Below are 13,605 nucleotides of genomic sequence, written 5' to 3'. Positions count from 1 at the left end.
TTTTATAAAAAAGCATAAAATGAACGATGCGCTGACGGAGTTGAGTCGGCGTTTTTCTATTTTTTTAAAATACTATTGCTTAAGTGCAATAATAAATACATATTAAAATAGCAGGGCCTATGTCTAATTGTGCGTTTAAACAAAATGATAAGATAATTTTTTTATTTTTCGACAAAAGAAAAGTGAGAGAAAGGTGATAGAATACAAATATACAGCCTAGCTGTCTTTTAGCACAAACTTATATGAAAGCGCTAACAAAAAAGGCTGTGTTCATCTCGTTTTGACAGATTGGAAAAAGGGGAGACGTTTATGCAGGGGAAAACTCAGGGGAAAGAATTGAAACGCGGGTTAGAAGAAAGACATGTGACGCTGATGTCCTTAGGAGCAGCCATAGGGGTAGGACTGTTTCTTGGATCTGCATCTGCTATTAAATTAGCAGGACCGGGAATATTATTGGCGTACGGATTTAGCGGAATGATTATGTTTTTTATTATGAGAGCACTTGGAGAAATGGCGATTCAAAAACCTGTTGCAGGTTCATTCAGTAAGTACGCACGCGACTACTTAGGGCCGCTTGCCGGTTATTTAACAGGTTGGAACTACTGGTTTTTATGGGTTGTAACATGTATGGCTGAAATTACAGCCGTTGGTATTTATATGGGGTATTGGTATCCGGATGTACCAAACTGGATTTGGGCGTTATCGGCGCTTGTTATCATGACAACGGTTAACTTCTTAGCTGTTAAGGCATATGGTGAACTGGAATTTTGGTTTGCACTTATTAAAATTTTAGCGATTGTATTAATGATTGCCGTTGGATTATTAATGATTGTGTTTGGAATCGGCAACGGCGGCGTTGCGACTGGTGTCAAAAACTTGTGGGACAACGGCGGACTGTTCCCGAACGGATTTAAAGGCATTTTGCTGTCGCTGCAAATGGTCATGTTTGCATATTTAGGAATTGAAATGATCGGCGTTACCGCGGGAGAAGTGAAAAATCCGGAAAAATCTCTAGCAAGAGCGATTGATTCTGTCTTTTGGCGTATTCTTATTTTCTACGTTGGTGCATTATTTGTCATTATGTCGATTTATCCGTGGCAAGAAATCGGTTCACAGGGAAGCCCTTTTGTATTAACATTTGAAAAAATCGGCATTCCAGCGGCGGCTGGTATTATTAACTTTGTCGTGCTAACAGCAGCTCTTTCTTCTTGTAACAGCGGTATTTTTAGTACAGGCCGTATGCTGTTTAACTTAGCAGAGCACGGAGAAGCACCAAAAGGATACGGCCAGCTTACAAAAGGCGGCGTACCGGGAAAAGCTGTTTTAGCATCAGCGGGTGCTTTATTAGTGGGAGTAGCGTTAAACTACATTGTGCCTGCCAAAGTATTTACGTGGGTAACAAGCATTGCAACATTCGGTGCGATTTGGACATGGGGAATTATTTTGCTTTCTCAAATTAAGTATCGCAAAACGTTAAAAACAGGTGAAGAGGCAAAGCTGAAATATAAAATGCCTTTATTTCCGTTAACATCTTATGTGTCACTTGCGTTCCTAGCGCTGGTGGTGGTTCTCATGGCATATAATCCGGATACTAGAATTGCAGTTGTCATCGGACCATTATGGTTTATCGGTCTTATTATCGCGTACTATGCAAAAGGATTCCACAAACGAAGTCAAGGTTCAGCTGCAGCTGAGCAAAAGCTAGTGAAATAAAAGAAAAGACCTCTTTCTTGGAAAGAGGTCTTTTTTCATTAGTTTATGTGCGAATGATTAGTTTGTTTTAAGGGATCATTGGTACGTATGAATAATGTAGAAAATATTCTATTTATTCTGTACTATTTAGTTAGAGAATTCGTTAATGATTAAGTGGTAATTGAAAGTGGATAAGTATGTTAGTTTTACGCTTTTTAACGCCGTACAGTGCATCGAAAAGTTGGGAGGAAATAGGCAGAAATGATAGAAAGATTTAGTGAAAAAGACATAAAGGATTTGCTAGTGCTATCTAAGTTGGAAAAATGGGATTATAGCGAAGCGGATTTACATACGATTTTTTCATCTGGAGACGTATTTGGTCATAGAAATGAGAAAGGTAACATTGTATCAAGCGTAGCAGTAATTTTGTATAAAAATCAGTCAGCTTTTATAGGAATGGTAATTGTGAGAAAAGATTACCGAAAACAAGGGTTAGCCGGGCAGCTCATGAAGCACTGTTTGCAAACTCTTTCCCCTGAGGTGAATGCCTACTTAATTGCGACAAAAGAAGGTGAGCACTTATATAAAAAAGCAGGGTTTAAAACCGTGGACTATGTAAGTAAATATATAAGCAGTGAATACATACCAAGAGCATTTAAAGCTTCAGGGGTTTATACACGATCCTTAACGAGAAGGGACTTCAAAGAGGTTGTAAAGCTTGATGAAGCAGCATTTGGAGATAATAGAAAGCTATTTTTAAAAAATAGAATTCAGCAAGCTGAAAAAGCAGTTGTCTTACAAAACGAACAAAATAAAATGACGGGTTATGGTTTAGCGGTTCGTACCCCAAGCAATATCGTGATTGGTCCTGTAGTTGCTCCAAACGCTGAAGCAGCAATGCTAGTCATTGATGAACTAGCGAAGAATTACAAAGAAAAGCTGAGAATTGACCTGTCTTCTCATGAGGAAACGTTAAAGAAACTTATGGAAAATCACGGATTTCAGCTTCAAAATGAGCCTCCTGTTATGGCGTATGGTGTCAATCCCCTACCTGCTAGACAGGGCAATCTTTTTGCTATAGCAACTCAGGCGTTTGGATAAAAAGAAAGGAGAAGCTCCTTTCTTCGCGTCTACCGAATTCTATCAATTTTAAATCCGTTATCAATTTGATGAAAGCCGACTTTTGGATAGTAGTTCATAGCAGAAGGAGCGGAAAGTAAAATCAGCGCGATTTCTTCGCCGATTTCTGATTGAACGTGTTTGATTAGCTGTGTACCGATTCCTTGATTTTGATAATCTTTTACAACAGCTAAATCCGATAAATAGCAGCAATAGCTAAAATCTGTTAACGCTCTGGCTATGCCAATGAGTTCGCTGTCGTTCCAAGCGGTGATAGTAAGAGAAGCATGATCAAGCATTCTTTGAATTCGATCAAGGTCTTGTGCAGGACGTTTAATACCGGAATGTACAAATACTTCAGCAGCTTGTTCCGCACGGATTGAGACGTTGGTTTTATAAGTGATAGTCATTGCGTCATCTCCTTGATTTATAAGATATAGTCCAGTATATGAAGAACCTGAACTGAGAGTAAGTGTCAGAAACAGCGAATTTAATAGTATCAGTTAGAAAGGAAAGAACACTATGTTAGAGTTAATGCCTTTGCTTGATAAAAGAAAAGCAGATCCCTTATACATGCAGCTTTATATCTACATAAAGAAACAAATTCAAAAAGGTACCATTCCGCCTCTTGAAAAACTGCCTTCTAAACGAAAGCTAGCTCTTCATTTAAGCATTAGCCAAAATACGGTTGAAGCAGCTTATGTACAGTTAGAAGCAGAGGGCTATATCGAGATAATAGCCAGGAAAGGGGCATTTGTAAAAGAGATAAAAAATGAAGTTGTGCTTCAAGAACTGCCTCCCGCCTATGTCTCTTTACCGCAAGAAGAACGGAAATCAACTGTCATTGACTTTAGCCATGGAAAGGTAGACGTAGAAAAATTTCCGTATAATACGTGGAAAAAGCTAACGGTCCAAACTATTTATCATGATGAAAGCCAGCTTTTTTACAGCGGACATCCACAGGGCGAACTGCTTCTTCGCCAAGAAATTGCAGCGTATCTTTATCATTCAAGAGGAGTGCGCTGCACGGCGGAGCAAATTGTGATAGGTGCAGGTACGCAGTATCTTATGTGGCTGCTTTCTGCCACGTTGGGGAAAGAAAAAATAATTGGGTTTGAAAATCCGGGTTTTCACCGAACGAGGCACGTTTTTCAAGAACAAGGCATGTCAGTTATCCCTATTTCTCTCGATAATTCTGGCTTGAAAGTGAAGGAACTGAAAGAAAGCGGAGCGGATGCGGTGTACATTACGCCGTCTCATCAATTTCCTATTGGGATGGTCATGCCGATAGCAAGAAGACTTGAACTACTAGAGTGGGCGGCAGAAACGAACAGCTATATTATAGAAGATGACTATGACGGAGAATTTCGCTATAAAGGAAAACCGATTCCGGCCCTTCAAGGATTAGATCAAGACGATCGCGTTATTTATACGGGTACGTTTTCAAAATCGTTAATGCCTTCTCTTCGAATAAGTTATGCCGTGCTGCCACACCGGCTTCGTACAAGCTATGTGAAGCACTGTGGACTTTTTAAACAGCCTGTTTCAAGGCTTCATCAGCATACGCTTTTGCTGTTTATGAAAGAAGGGCACTGGGAACGTCACTTGAATAAAATGAGAACAACGTACCGTAAAAAACAAGCGCTGCTGCTAGATTGCTTGACTACTATTATGGGAGATCGTGTAGATGTTATTGGAGAACATTCAGGCTTGCATATTCTTCTTGAGGTGAAAAATGGAATGAGTGAGCAGAAACTAATAGAAGCAGCTGCCAAGCAAGGGGTAACGATTTATCCAACGTCTATTTATTATCATAGTGCCGGTGACAACAACACGCCCTATGTATTGCTTGGATTTGCTGGACTGTCTGACGAAGAGATAAAAACGGGCATAGATTCGCTGTTTAAAGCTTGGTTCGTCCAATAAGAAGTGAAATTAAAGAGTTCTTTAAACAAAAAGACTTTAAACGGTCTATTTTAGCGAGAGAAATAGATAAGAACCAGCGCGTTTGATTACAAAGACTGCGCCGGTTTTTTGTCTAAAAATCGAGAGTTTGTGAAAATTAGTGAATCTGTAGGTAAAGGAAAGTTTGATAGGAAGAAGATGCTTCTTGTAAGGAAGATACAAATGCATGAAAAAGCGGCGTTACATTCATGCGGTTATTTCTCGACCAGTCGTGGTTTACGAAAAATGATTTTCTTAGTTCGGCTGTGAGTTCAAGCTGTACTCCGGCTTTTAGCAGATTATCGTTTACAATATTTTGCTCGCTTGTTCCGGCTATATCAGAAGGGGCGTCACGGACTGTAAAGCCGTGTTTGCGCAGCGATTGCTTTACCAGCTCTTTATAAAGCTGATTTTTTCCGCCTACATATACGATAGGCTGACTGCCGCTGTAGCCGTGAATCGTCAAAACGGACATGCTTTGCTGAGTCATTCCTCTAGCAGTGGGTTCGTCAAAGTTTTCTGAGGTTATGTGCAGAACTCCGTTGTTAGTTGATTTGATGCCTTCGAATAAATAGTAAGAAGCGGAAAAATGATCGGCGAGTTCTTTGGCGACTTCTGATGTACCCGGTTCAATTCCTCCGCCGTGAATGGCCATAATGGATAGGTAGCTAAAGCGCTGCTCGTAGCGAATATCGTAGTCTTGGTGAAGAATTTCGTGCTGCTGCAGTTCGGCATAAGAGGAGTAATAGTCACCGCTTGCATAAGAGGGAGGGAGAATCAAAAAGCAGCACATGAAAGGCAACAAAATTCTTGTACTCCATTTGAATAAACGATTCATCAATAATCACCTCTATTTATCCTATGATAAATAGAGGTAATTATTAGTATTTCCGTCCGATATAGAGTAAATGAGAAGAAAGTCCAAGGTGATAAGAACTTGATGCTTGTTGAATAAGCAGTTGAACGATGCTGTCCATTTCTTCAGGGGACTTTTCTTTCCAATAAGTCCATTCCTCAGAATTAACGGACGAAGCAACGTTAGAGGCAATCAGCTCGATGTATTGAAATCCATGCTTTTTTAAAAAAGGAATAATATCCTCAATATTAGCGTAATAAGCATGAGTAAACCGGCCTTCTTCGGCATGATCAAAGCAGCCTGATTCATAAAAATCATGCAGCGCTTTTGCCGTGTTGTTTGGTTTTAAACGCTCCGGGGATGTTAAAGAAGAAATGACGTGCTGGACGCGCGGCATAAACGAAATAAAGACAGTTCCGCCTGGTTTTGTGACTCGATACAGCTCTCGAACTGCTTGAATACGATCTTGTTTCTTCTGCAAATGATACATTGGTCCAAGCATTAATGCCGCATGAAATTGTTCATCGAAACAACATTGAAGATTCCTGGCATCCGCCACGTGAAAATCATGAAATGCATCATATACCTGCCGTTCTAAAGCTTTTTCTTTGGCTTTCTCAACTAATTGCGGCGTCAAGTCAGTTAAAGTTAATTCGTAGCCGCTTTCCGCTAGTTTCAAAGCATATCTTCCCGGTCCGGCACCGTTATCTAAAATATGTCCGCTGGGAGGAAGGTGCTTTTTGATAAAATGCCAGTTTACTTGAAACTCAATAGGCTCGCGTTCTAATCTTCCCCACTCATCGAATCTGCTGTAATAATTGATGATTTTATCCAATTTGATTAGCCTCCACTTCAAAAATTAGTTATAGTAAATTATAACAAAAATAGAAATAGTTAATAGGTGCGTTTGTGAAAAAATGAAGATGAAGAGAAAGGAGGGGGAAAAATGACCGCAGCTTTTATTAGTCGTCTAGCTCTATCGGGTCTGTTAGGAGCTTTGGTTGGATTAGAAAGAGAATTTAGAGCAAAAGAGGCGGGCTTTCGCACTCATTTTTTAGTTGCTGTCGGTAGCACGCTAATTATGCTAATTTCGAAATACGGCTTTTCGGATGTGCTTCATCAAGATCATATGGCCCTTGATCCGAGCCGGGTTGCCGCACAAGTAGTAAGCGGTATTGGTTTTTTAGGAGCAGGTATGATTATTATTCAAAAGCAGCATATTAGAGGGCTCACAACAGCCGCAGGCGTATGGGCAACGTCGGGAATTGGTTTAACCATTGGGGCGGGTATGTATACAGTCGGCATTAGTGCAACTATACTGGTGCTGATTGGCTTAGAAATATTGAACGTAATGTTTACATCTCTTTCTACGCATTCCATTTTAATTAAGTTTCGTGCAGCGAATCAAGAGGATATTTATGAGCTTCTTGATAAGATTGAAAGGGAAAATATTATGATTTCATCCTATGAAATTCACCGAGATCATCATCAAGGTGAACTGCTCTATTTTGTTGAAATAAAAGGAAAAGCAAAAAAGAAAGGGAATAAAGTAGAATTGATTAAATCGATTCATTCTATGGCTCATGTGTTATTTATTGAAATTGAATAAGTACTTATTTATTTTTTGTCAAAGAGATTAAGACATAACTAAATTAATCTAAAGTCGAACAAATGGATAAAGGGGCCAGTATGGATCGTTTAGTACACCGCAGTTGATTTCCATGCAAGGCTTAGCTTTCCGCGGGCGGCCGGTGAGCCTCCTCGCCGCTTGCGCTCCTGCGGGGTCTCACCTGTTCCGCTTTTCCCGCAGGAGTCTTTGCCTTGCCCTCCAATCAACCGCTAGAAGTACCTACATATATAAAACCTACGTTCGGATCTTCCTTCAACTAGAATACTTTTGCTCCAGTCTCTTTATTTGTTCTCTATCTTGCTTAAACTGTTTCGCCGTGTTTTAGCAAAGCAAAAAAAGGCTATTACCTAAATATAGAGAATTTTACTGGAGGTTATAAAATGAAAATTGGAGTGGTAGGCGCTACAGGAAAAGCAGGAAGTTTTATCGTGAAAGAGGCTTTAAATCGCGGGCATGACGTAACAGCAATTGTACGTGATGCGGGCAAAGTAGAAGAAAAGGATGTTCGTACATTGGAAAAAGATATCTTTGATATTACGGCAAACGATATTGAAAGTTTCGACGCAGTAGTGAATGCGTTTGGAGCTCCTGAAGGAAAAGAACATCTGCATGTAGAAGCGGGGCAGTCGTTAATTCATGTATTTAAACAAGCTCCGGACGTTCGTCTTCTTGTTGTAGGAGGAGCAGGCAGTTTGTTTGTCGATGAAGAGAAGACGACGCGTTTAGCAGATACGCCTGATTTTCCAAAAGAGTATAAAGCGACAGCTGACAACCAAGCTCAAAATTTAAAAGACTTAGAAAGTACAAGCGATATTAATTGGACGTTTATTAGCCCAGCAGCATTTTTTAATCCTTCAGGAAAACGAACGGATGCTTATAAAACAGGAAAAGATCATGTTATTTTAAACTCAGAAGGAAACAGCCATGTCAGCTATGCTGATTATGCTATTGCTGTCATTGATGAAATTGAGCGAGGAGAGCATGTAAACGAACGCTTTACCGTTGTATCCGACGCTAGATAAAGGAAAAGCCGCTTTATGCGGCTTTTTTTTGTGAGTGATATACTATGAAAAAAGAAAAGGAGTACAGCAGAAAATGAAGAATACAAAAAACGTAACGCTAGCGTGTTATAGTGAAGCGTACGACTCGTCTATACATAGCTATACGCTGCCTGAAGAGCAGCTTATTTATACGGCACTTCCCGCTGAAGCCTTAGCTAATTGTGAGCAGGAAAAGGACAGAACGCCCGTTTTGATTTTGGCAGAAAACAAAGTAGCCGGCTTTTTCGTGCTCGACGCAGGGGAAGCCGTTAAAGAATATACCGAGAGCTCCGGCGCGCTTTTAATACGGTCGTATTCCATTCATCCTGATTATCAAGGAAAGGGAGTTGGCAAAAAGTCATTGAAACTTCTTCCTTCTTTTATCAACCATCACTTTCCGACTAAAAATGAAGTGGTGCTAGGCGTGAACTATAAAAACACAGCCGCGCAGCATCTGTACAAAAGAAGCGGCTTTGTCGATACAGGCCGGCATATTTTTGGAAGCCAAGGAAAGCAGTTTGTTTATCAGATGGACATAAAAAAAGCTTGAACAAGAGTTCAAGCTTTTTTCTTATATAACAAGGAGGAAGCTAGAGAAAATAGGCAGCGCTACAAGGGACGTTTTTAATACGGGAGCAGGTACGCGATTTGTAAACTTTGCTCCAATATATGAACCGACCATTGTGCCGACTACTACTTGGATCAACAGCGGAATATCTAAAAAGCCCTGCTGATAATAGCCCATTCCTCCGCCGATGGCAATCGGAATAATAACGAGCATTGTCGTTCCGGCCGACTGACGAATAGACAAGCCTAACACCATCATAAGGCCAAGCTGGATAAATGGAGTTGATCCAATTCCAAACATTCCTGACAGAGCGCCTGTGATTAAGCCGATCAGTAAAGAGTAGACGACAAATTTAGCTCCTGTTGGAATCGTACGTTCTTTTTGCTGACGGGAAAATAAAAACATTCGCAGCCAAAGTAAAACGCCAGATAATAAAAGCATACCGGCTGTTAGCCATTTTAGCTCGCCTTCTGGGATAAAGGATGAAAGGTTAGACCCAATCCAAGCGCCTAATGCACCGAGGATACCAACAGAGATACCGGATTTTAAAGATACGTTACCTTCGCGGTAATGACTGACTGCGCCAGATAAAGAAGAGAAAATCATTGCGGTAAGAGCCGTTGCAAGTGCAACGTGAACAGATACGCCGTACAGCAGCGTTAAAATTGAAATAATAAAACCTGATCCGCCTGCTCCGACAAATCCTAAGATCAGTCCGACGGCTAACATTGTTAAAACAATTGAAACATCCATAAACTAATTCCTTCTTTCAACACTTATTCTATGCAGACACATAACATTTTTAGCAAGTGCTACGTTCTTCATTTAAACATGAATTTTTTATGACGTCCAATGTATAATTTATATGAAATTGATAGTATTATGTAATGAGTAAAGGATGTGAAAAAATGGAATGGCAGCAGCTCGAATATTTTAATGTTGTAGCTCAAACGGAACATTTCACAAAGGCCGCAGAAAAATTATCAATCGCGCAGCCTACGCTCAGCCGCTCAATTTCTAAATTAGAATCAGAGCTTGGCGTGCCGCTATTTGAACGAAAAGGAAGACAAGTCATTTTAAATCGATACGGCCGGCTTTTTTATGAACGAACGGCTAAAGTATTAAACGAAATGGAAGAAGCTAAACGTGAGCTTTCAGATTTAATCCACCCTCACCGCGGCAGTATTTCGTTTGCTTTTTTAAAATCATTAGGCGCTTCGTCGGTCCCAAAACTAGTTCATGCTTTTTTACAAGAGTATCCGAACGTTCAATTTCAAATTTTTGAGAACGCCACGAACATCATGCTCGATCAGCTTCAAACGGGGGAAATTGATTTTTGTATGTCTTCCGTAACGGAATCTAGGGCAGGAATTCAGTGGGAATATTTATGGAAAGACGAGCTGTACGCGTATGTCCCTGATACGCATTCTTTTGCCTCAAAACAAGTGCTTTCGATTTCAGAGTTGGCTCATGAATCGTTTATCGCGTTAAAAAAAGGATACGGAAGCCGAACAATTTTTGATCAGCTGTTTGACGAAGCCGAGATTGTCCCAAATATTACGTTTGAAGGAGAAGAATTTTTGACGGTGATTGGTTTTGTAGCGGCTCATTTAGGGATTGCCTTGCTTCCTGAAATAAAGGGAGTGGACTTGCGAGGCATTAAAAAAATAAAGCTCAAAGAAGACACAGCTTCAAGGGTAATTGGGATTGCGTGGAACAAGGATAAATATTTAACTCCTGTTGCGAAAAAGTTCCAGGAATTTTTAATTCAGTATTTCAAAGACCATCATACAGGAGGAAAAAGATGAAGAAAATTGCTTGCCTGCACGCTCATCATTCGAACATCTCTTATATAGAAAAAGCGCTGCCGTTTGCGAACTGTATGCATTTCGTAGACCCTGGACTTGTACATCGGGTAACAACCGACCCTAAGTTTGCAGCGGAGTCAGCAGCTGCAAAAGTAGAAAAGCAGTTAAAGTGGATGGAAGAATTTTCAGCGGATGCCATTTTACTTACGTGTACGAATTACATTGCTCTTTTACCAGAAGCATTTACAAGCGATGTTCCAATTATTAAAATCGATGAGCCTTATTTTCGCCGAATATGTGAAATAGAAGAACCGCAGCTTATCGTGTTTACAAATCCGGAGACCGTAGAAGGAACAATGAAGCGCCTAGACGAATTTGCATTTTATCAAAATGTAAAGATAAAGGTTCGCCCTGTTGTGATAGAAGGTGCTTTTGAACTAGTAATGACTGGAAACCTAAAGAAGTATAAACAGAAGGTAAAACATGTCTTACATGAGCTAATAAAAGAGCATAACACTGTTGTTTCAGTGGCACAGCTCTCAATGGTAGAAGCAGCGGAGGAGGTAAGCGACCGTATTATTACGCCTCTTCAACCGTTAGCGGAAGAAGTAAGAAAAACAATTATTAGGTCATAAGAAATGAAAGGAAGAAAAAATAAATGGTAAAATATTCACTTTATTTTGACAAAAATTTCATTTCCTTATATGATAAGTAGTGTTATAGAAACCACTTATTATATAGGGGAGGCATCGTTTTGTGAAGAAAGCAAATGCACGCGATAAGATTTTAGAAACAGCATCGCGGCTTTTTCAGCTGCAAGGCTATCATGCAACAGGATTAAATCAAATTATTAAAGAGAGTGGGTCGCCAAAAGGGTCTCTTTATTATTATTTTCCAAAAGGGAAAGAAGAACTGGCGATTCACGCTGTTCAATATACGAATAAATACGTACAAGTTCAAATTAAAGAAAGTCTAAATAAATCTTCTGATGCAGCGCAGGCTATTCAGTATTTTATTGAAGAATTGTCCAAGCAATTTGAACACGAAGAAAGTATTGCTGGTATGCCTGTTGGACTGCTGGCTGGAGAAACGGCTCTTATTAATGAACCGCTGCGCGAAGTCTGCTACGCAGCGTTTCAAGATTGGGAAAAACTTTTTAGAGAAAAAATGATAGAGAGCGGATTTCAAGAGAAGCAGGCAGGAGAGCTTGCAATTGTGATTAACTGTATGATCGAAGGAGGAATCTTGCGTTCGTTAACAGAGAAAACAAGCGCTCCTTTGCAACAGATTCAGCAGCAGATTCCAGTACTTGTTCGTAAATAAAAAGTGAGGCTGGGACATCACAAAATGAATCTAATCTAAAGACTAACAATCGGGATACATGAGCTGAACTGCTTGTGACATCGCTGTTGATTTCCGTGCAAGGCTTCGCTTTCCCCGCAGGAGTCTTCGCCTTGTCCTATAATCAACAGCTAGAAGTAGCTACCTACATGAAACCTACGTTCACTATAATCATAAAAAAACACGAACTATTCATCCTTTTTGATAGATAGTTCGTGTTTCACTTTAACTAAACTATTATGTCCTCGATTCTTTTTTATAGATTGACGGAATTTGGCATATATTGATAAAATTTAAAGGTATATTTTCTGAAAATTCTATTTCTTACAAAGGGAAAGAAAGGAGTAGCTTGTGATTTTTACTATTATTCAAGCTGATGATACGTGGGCACTATGGGGAATTTTAGCAATTTGGGCTTCTGTTAGTATTTTTCTCGAACAAAAGTATAAGTGGGCCTCTTTTCTGTCAGGAGCTATTATTGCGCTAGCAGGAGCGCTTATCCTATCAAATTTAAAAATCATTCCAACAGAGTCGCCGGTTTATGATGCGGTTTGGGCGTATCTAGTACCGCTTGCCATTCCATTATTGTTATTTCAAGTCAATATGAAAGAATTATTTCAAGAAAGCCGGAAACTGCTTTTTATTTTCTTAATCTGTGCAGTAGGAACGGTCATAGGGAGCACGGTAGGCTTCTTGTTATTAAAAGATTATATTCCTGAACTAGCAAAAATTGCAGCTGCTATCGGCGCTTCTTATGTAGGTGGAGGGGTTAACTTTGCTACCGTTACGGCCAAATTTGAACCATCAAGTCAAATGGTTTCGGCGACGGTGGTTGCTGATAATATGGTCATGGCTTTGCTGTTTGCCGTGTATATGTTTGTTCCTTCTATGAAGTTTTTTAGGAAACATTTTAAGACGCCTCATATTCAAGAAGTAGAGGCTAGGCAATATGGAGAAAATGATCGTCATACGCTTGCAGAAAAATATTGGGCGAAAAAAGAAATTTCGTTAAAAGACGTGGCGGCTTCAATTGGTACATCATTTTTTCTAGTGGTTGCATCGTTTAAATTAGCCGAATGGTTTGGAACAATCATTCCAACTGGTCCAAATGTTTCGGTAGTTCAAACGTTATTACATACTATTTTGAGCGAAAAATATTTATTGCTTTCCACACTTACGTTTCTTGTCATTTATCTGTTTCCTTCTTATTTTAAAAACATTAGCGGAAGCCAAGAAATCGGCACGTACTTCATTTATATTTTCTTTGTTGTCATTGGAGTGCCGGCGTCCATTCCATTAATTGTTGGAAAAGCACCGCTTTTGATTCTATTTGTGCTCATTGTGGGAATGAGTAATTTAATTGTGGGGCTGCTTTTAGGAAAAGTATTTAAAATTGATTTAGAACATATTTTACTGGCGAGCAATGCAACGGTAGGGGGACCTACGACAGCAAGTGCAATGGCGATTGCTAAAGGATGGGGAAGTTTGGTTGGTCCTATCCTGGTAGTAGGAACGCTTGGGTATATTATTGGTAACTATATCGGCTTTGCACTTGGCTATTGGTACTTAACATTTTAAATAAAAAAACGCCGCCTCTGATGACTCAA

At 39.8% G+C, this 13,605-nt stretch carries 15 protein-coding genes; 10 read left to right on the top strand and 5 right to left on the bottom strand.

The genetic code is table 11. From position 1 onward, the window contains the following. The first annotated feature begins 309 nt into the window (after positions 1 to 309). Together alaP and LAV82_RS01515 are read left to right on the top strand one after the other, a co-directional pair. The gene (gene alaP, locus LAV82_RS01520) at positions 310 to 1,713 is read left to right on the top strand and encodes an alanine permease AlaP (protein ID WP_211077465.1); all 1,404 of its coding nucleotides are present in this window, start codon (positions 310 to 312) and stop codon (positions 1,711 to 1,713) included. 240 nt (positions 1,714 to 1,953) lie between these two features. Beyond that, positions 1,954 to 2,793: a GNAT family N-acetyltransferase gene (locus LAV82_RS01515; RefSeq protein WP_499715520.1), complete on the top strand. Its 840-nt coding sequence runs from the start codon at positions 1,954 to 1,956 to the stop codon at positions 2,791 to 2,793. A 29-nt stretch (positions 2,794 to 2,822) separates the two neighbouring features. Here the strand turns inward: LAV82_RS01515 and LAV82_RS01510 are convergent, their stop codons facing one another. Beyond that, positions 2,823 to 3,221, bottom strand: coding sequence for a GNAT family N-acetyltransferase (locus LAV82_RS01510; RefSeq protein WP_013058650.1), 399 nt, complete (start codon positions 3,219 to 3,221; stop codon positions 2,823 to 2,825). A 112-nt stretch (positions 3,222 to 3,333) separates the two neighbouring features. Here LAV82_RS01510 and pdxR point away from each other — a divergent pair, with 112 nt between their 5' ends. Continuing rightward, complete coding sequence (gene pdxR / locus LAV82_RS01505; RefSeq protein WP_499715518.1) at positions 3,334 to 4,737, top strand: MocR-like pyridoxine biosynthesis transcription factor PdxR; 1,404 nt, start codon at positions 3,334 to 3,336, stop codon at positions 4,735 to 4,737. A gap of 136 nt (positions 4,738 to 4,873) precedes the next feature. Here the strand turns inward: pdxR and LAV82_RS01500 are convergent, their stop codons facing one another. Beyond that, the gene (locus LAV82_RS01500; RefSeq protein ID WP_499715516.1) at positions 4,874 to 5,593 is read right to left on the bottom strand and encodes a poly-gamma-glutamate hydrolase family protein; all 720 of its coding nucleotides are present in this window, start codon (positions 5,591 to 5,593) and stop codon (positions 4,874 to 4,876) included. Positions 5,594 to 5,636: 43 nt separating this feature from the next. After that, positions 5,637 to 6,446, bottom strand: coding sequence for a class I SAM-dependent methyltransferase (locus tag LAV82_RS01495; RefSeq protein WP_063672532.1), 810 nt, complete (start codon positions 6,444 to 6,446; stop codon positions 5,637 to 5,639). A gap of 111 nt (positions 6,447 to 6,557) precedes the next feature. On the opposite strand from LAV82_RS01495, the gene LAV82_RS01490 reads away from it, so the two are divergent. Continuing rightward, positions 6,558 to 7,220, top strand: a complete 663-nt coding sequence (locus LAV82_RS01490) for an MgtC/SapB family protein (protein WP_013058646.1) — start codon at positions 6,558 to 6,560, stop codon at positions 7,218 to 7,220. Between the two features lie 89 nt (positions 7,221 to 7,309). Here the strand turns inward: LAV82_RS01490 and LAV82_RS01485 are convergent, their stop codons facing one another. Further along, positions 7,310 to 7,447, bottom strand: a complete 138-nt coding sequence (locus tag LAV82_RS01485; protein ID WP_170960223.1) for a hypothetical protein — start codon at positions 7,445 to 7,447, stop codon at positions 7,310 to 7,312. Between the two features lie 174 nt (positions 7,448 to 7,621). Between LAV82_RS01485 and LAV82_RS01480 the strand changes: the two genes are divergently transcribed. Both LAV82_RS01480 and LAV82_RS01475 read left to right on the top strand, forming a co-directional pair. Further along, positions 7,622 to 8,263 carry an NAD(P)-dependent oxidoreductase gene (locus tag LAV82_RS01480; protein WP_098196885.1) on the top strand — a complete coding sequence of 214 codons (642 nt, stop codon included), beginning with the start codon at positions 7,622 to 7,624 and terminating at the stop codon, positions 8,261 to 8,263. Between the two features lie 73 nt (positions 8,264 to 8,336). Then, positions 8,337 to 8,831: a GNAT family N-acetyltransferase gene (locus tag LAV82_RS01475; protein ID WP_013058644.1), complete on the top strand. Its 495-nt coding sequence runs from the start codon at positions 8,337 to 8,339 to the stop codon at positions 8,829 to 8,831. Positions 8,832 to 8,852: 21 nt separating this feature from the next. On the opposite strand, the gene LAV82_RS01470 is transcribed toward LAV82_RS01475, so the two are convergent. After that, positions 8,853 to 9,602 (bottom strand): sulfite exporter TauE/SafE family protein, encoded by a 750-nt coding sequence (locus LAV82_RS01470; RefSeq protein ID WP_013058643.1) that lies wholly within the window; start codon positions 9,600 to 9,602, stop codon positions 8,853 to 8,855. Between the two features lie 155 nt (positions 9,603 to 9,757). Here LAV82_RS01470 and LAV82_RS01465 point away from each other — a divergent pair, with 155 nt between their 5' ends. The 4 genes from LAV82_RS01465 (at position 9,758) to LAV82_RS01450 (ending at position 13,576) form a co-directional block, all read left to right on the top strand. Continuing rightward, on the top strand, positions 9,758 to 10,657 hold the full coding sequence (locus tag LAV82_RS01465) for a LysR family transcriptional regulator (protein ID WP_013058642.1): 900 nt from the start codon (positions 9,758 to 9,760) through the stop codon (positions 10,655 to 10,657). Beyond that, entirely contained in the window at positions 10,654 to 11,292 is a 639-nt protein-coding gene (locus LAV82_RS01460; protein WP_499715515.1) for a hypothetical protein, read from the top strand. The genes LAV82_RS01465 and LAV82_RS01460 overlap by 4 nt, the downstream gene beginning before the upstream one ends. A 121-nt stretch (positions 11,293 to 11,413) precedes the next feature. Then, positions 11,414 to 11,980, top strand: coding sequence for a TetR/AcrR family transcriptional regulator (locus LAV82_RS01455; RefSeq protein ID WP_013058640.1), 567 nt, complete (start codon positions 11,414 to 11,416; stop codon positions 11,978 to 11,980). 369 nt (positions 11,981 to 12,349) lie between these two features. Beyond that, positions 12,350 to 13,576 carry a DUF819 family protein gene (locus LAV82_RS01450; protein WP_499715513.1) on the top strand — a complete coding sequence of 409 codons (1,227 nt, stop codon included), beginning with the start codon at positions 12,350 to 12,352 and terminating at the stop codon, positions 13,574 to 13,576. Positions 13,577 to 13,605: the final 29 nt, after the last annotated feature.

The sequence above is a fragment of the Bacillus sp. ILBB4 genome (genome assembly GCF_035064545.1).
GTDB lineage: Bacteria > Bacillota > Bacilli > Bacillales > Bacillaceae_H > Priestia.
The sequence above is the reverse complement of the archived record's forward strand: the minus strand, read 5'-3'. Positions and strand labels throughout refer to the sequence as shown.

Excerpts from the sequence above, each read along its gene's own strand:
- alaP (WP_211077465.1), top strand. The coding sequence starts at position 310 with ATGCAGGGGAAAACTCAGGGGAAAGAATTGAAACGCGGGTTAGAAGAA.
- LAV82_RS01515 (WP_499715520.1), top strand. The coding sequence starts at position 1,954 with ATGATAGAAAGATTTAGTGAAAAAGACATAAAGGATTTGCTAGTGCTA.
- LAV82_RS01510 (WP_013058650.1), bottom strand. The coding sequence starts at position 3,221 with ATGACTATCACTTATAAAACCAACGTCTCAATCCGTGCGGAACAAGCT.
- pdxR (WP_499715518.1), top strand. The coding sequence starts at position 3,334 with ATGTTAGAGTTAATGCCTTTGCTTGATAAAAGAAAAGCAGATCCCTTA.
- LAV82_RS01500 (WP_499715516.1), bottom strand. The coding sequence starts at position 5,593 with ATGAATCGTTTATTCAAATGGAGTACAAGAATTTTGTTGCCTTTCATG.
- LAV82_RS01490 (WP_013058646.1), top strand. The coding sequence starts at position 6,558 with ATGACCGCAGCTTTTATTAGTCGTCTAGCTCTATCGGGTCTGTTAGGA.
- LAV82_RS01480 (WP_098196885.1), top strand. The coding sequence starts at position 7,622 with ATGAAAATTGGAGTGGTAGGCGCTACAGGAAAAGCAGGAAGTTTTATC.
- LAV82_RS01475 (WP_013058644.1), top strand. The coding sequence starts at position 8,337 with ATGAAGAATACAAAAAACGTAACGCTAGCGTGTTATAGTGAAGCGTAC.
- LAV82_RS01470 (WP_013058643.1), bottom strand. The coding sequence starts at position 9,602 with ATGGATGTTTCAATTGTTTTAACAATGTTAGCCGTCGGACTGATCTTA.
- LAV82_RS01465 (WP_013058642.1), top strand. The coding sequence starts at position 9,758 with ATGGAATGGCAGCAGCTCGAATATTTTAATGTTGTAGCTCAAACGGAA.
- LAV82_RS01460 (WP_499715515.1), top strand. The coding sequence starts at position 10,654 with ATGAAGAAAATTGCTTGCCTGCACGCTCATCATTCGAACATCTCTTAT.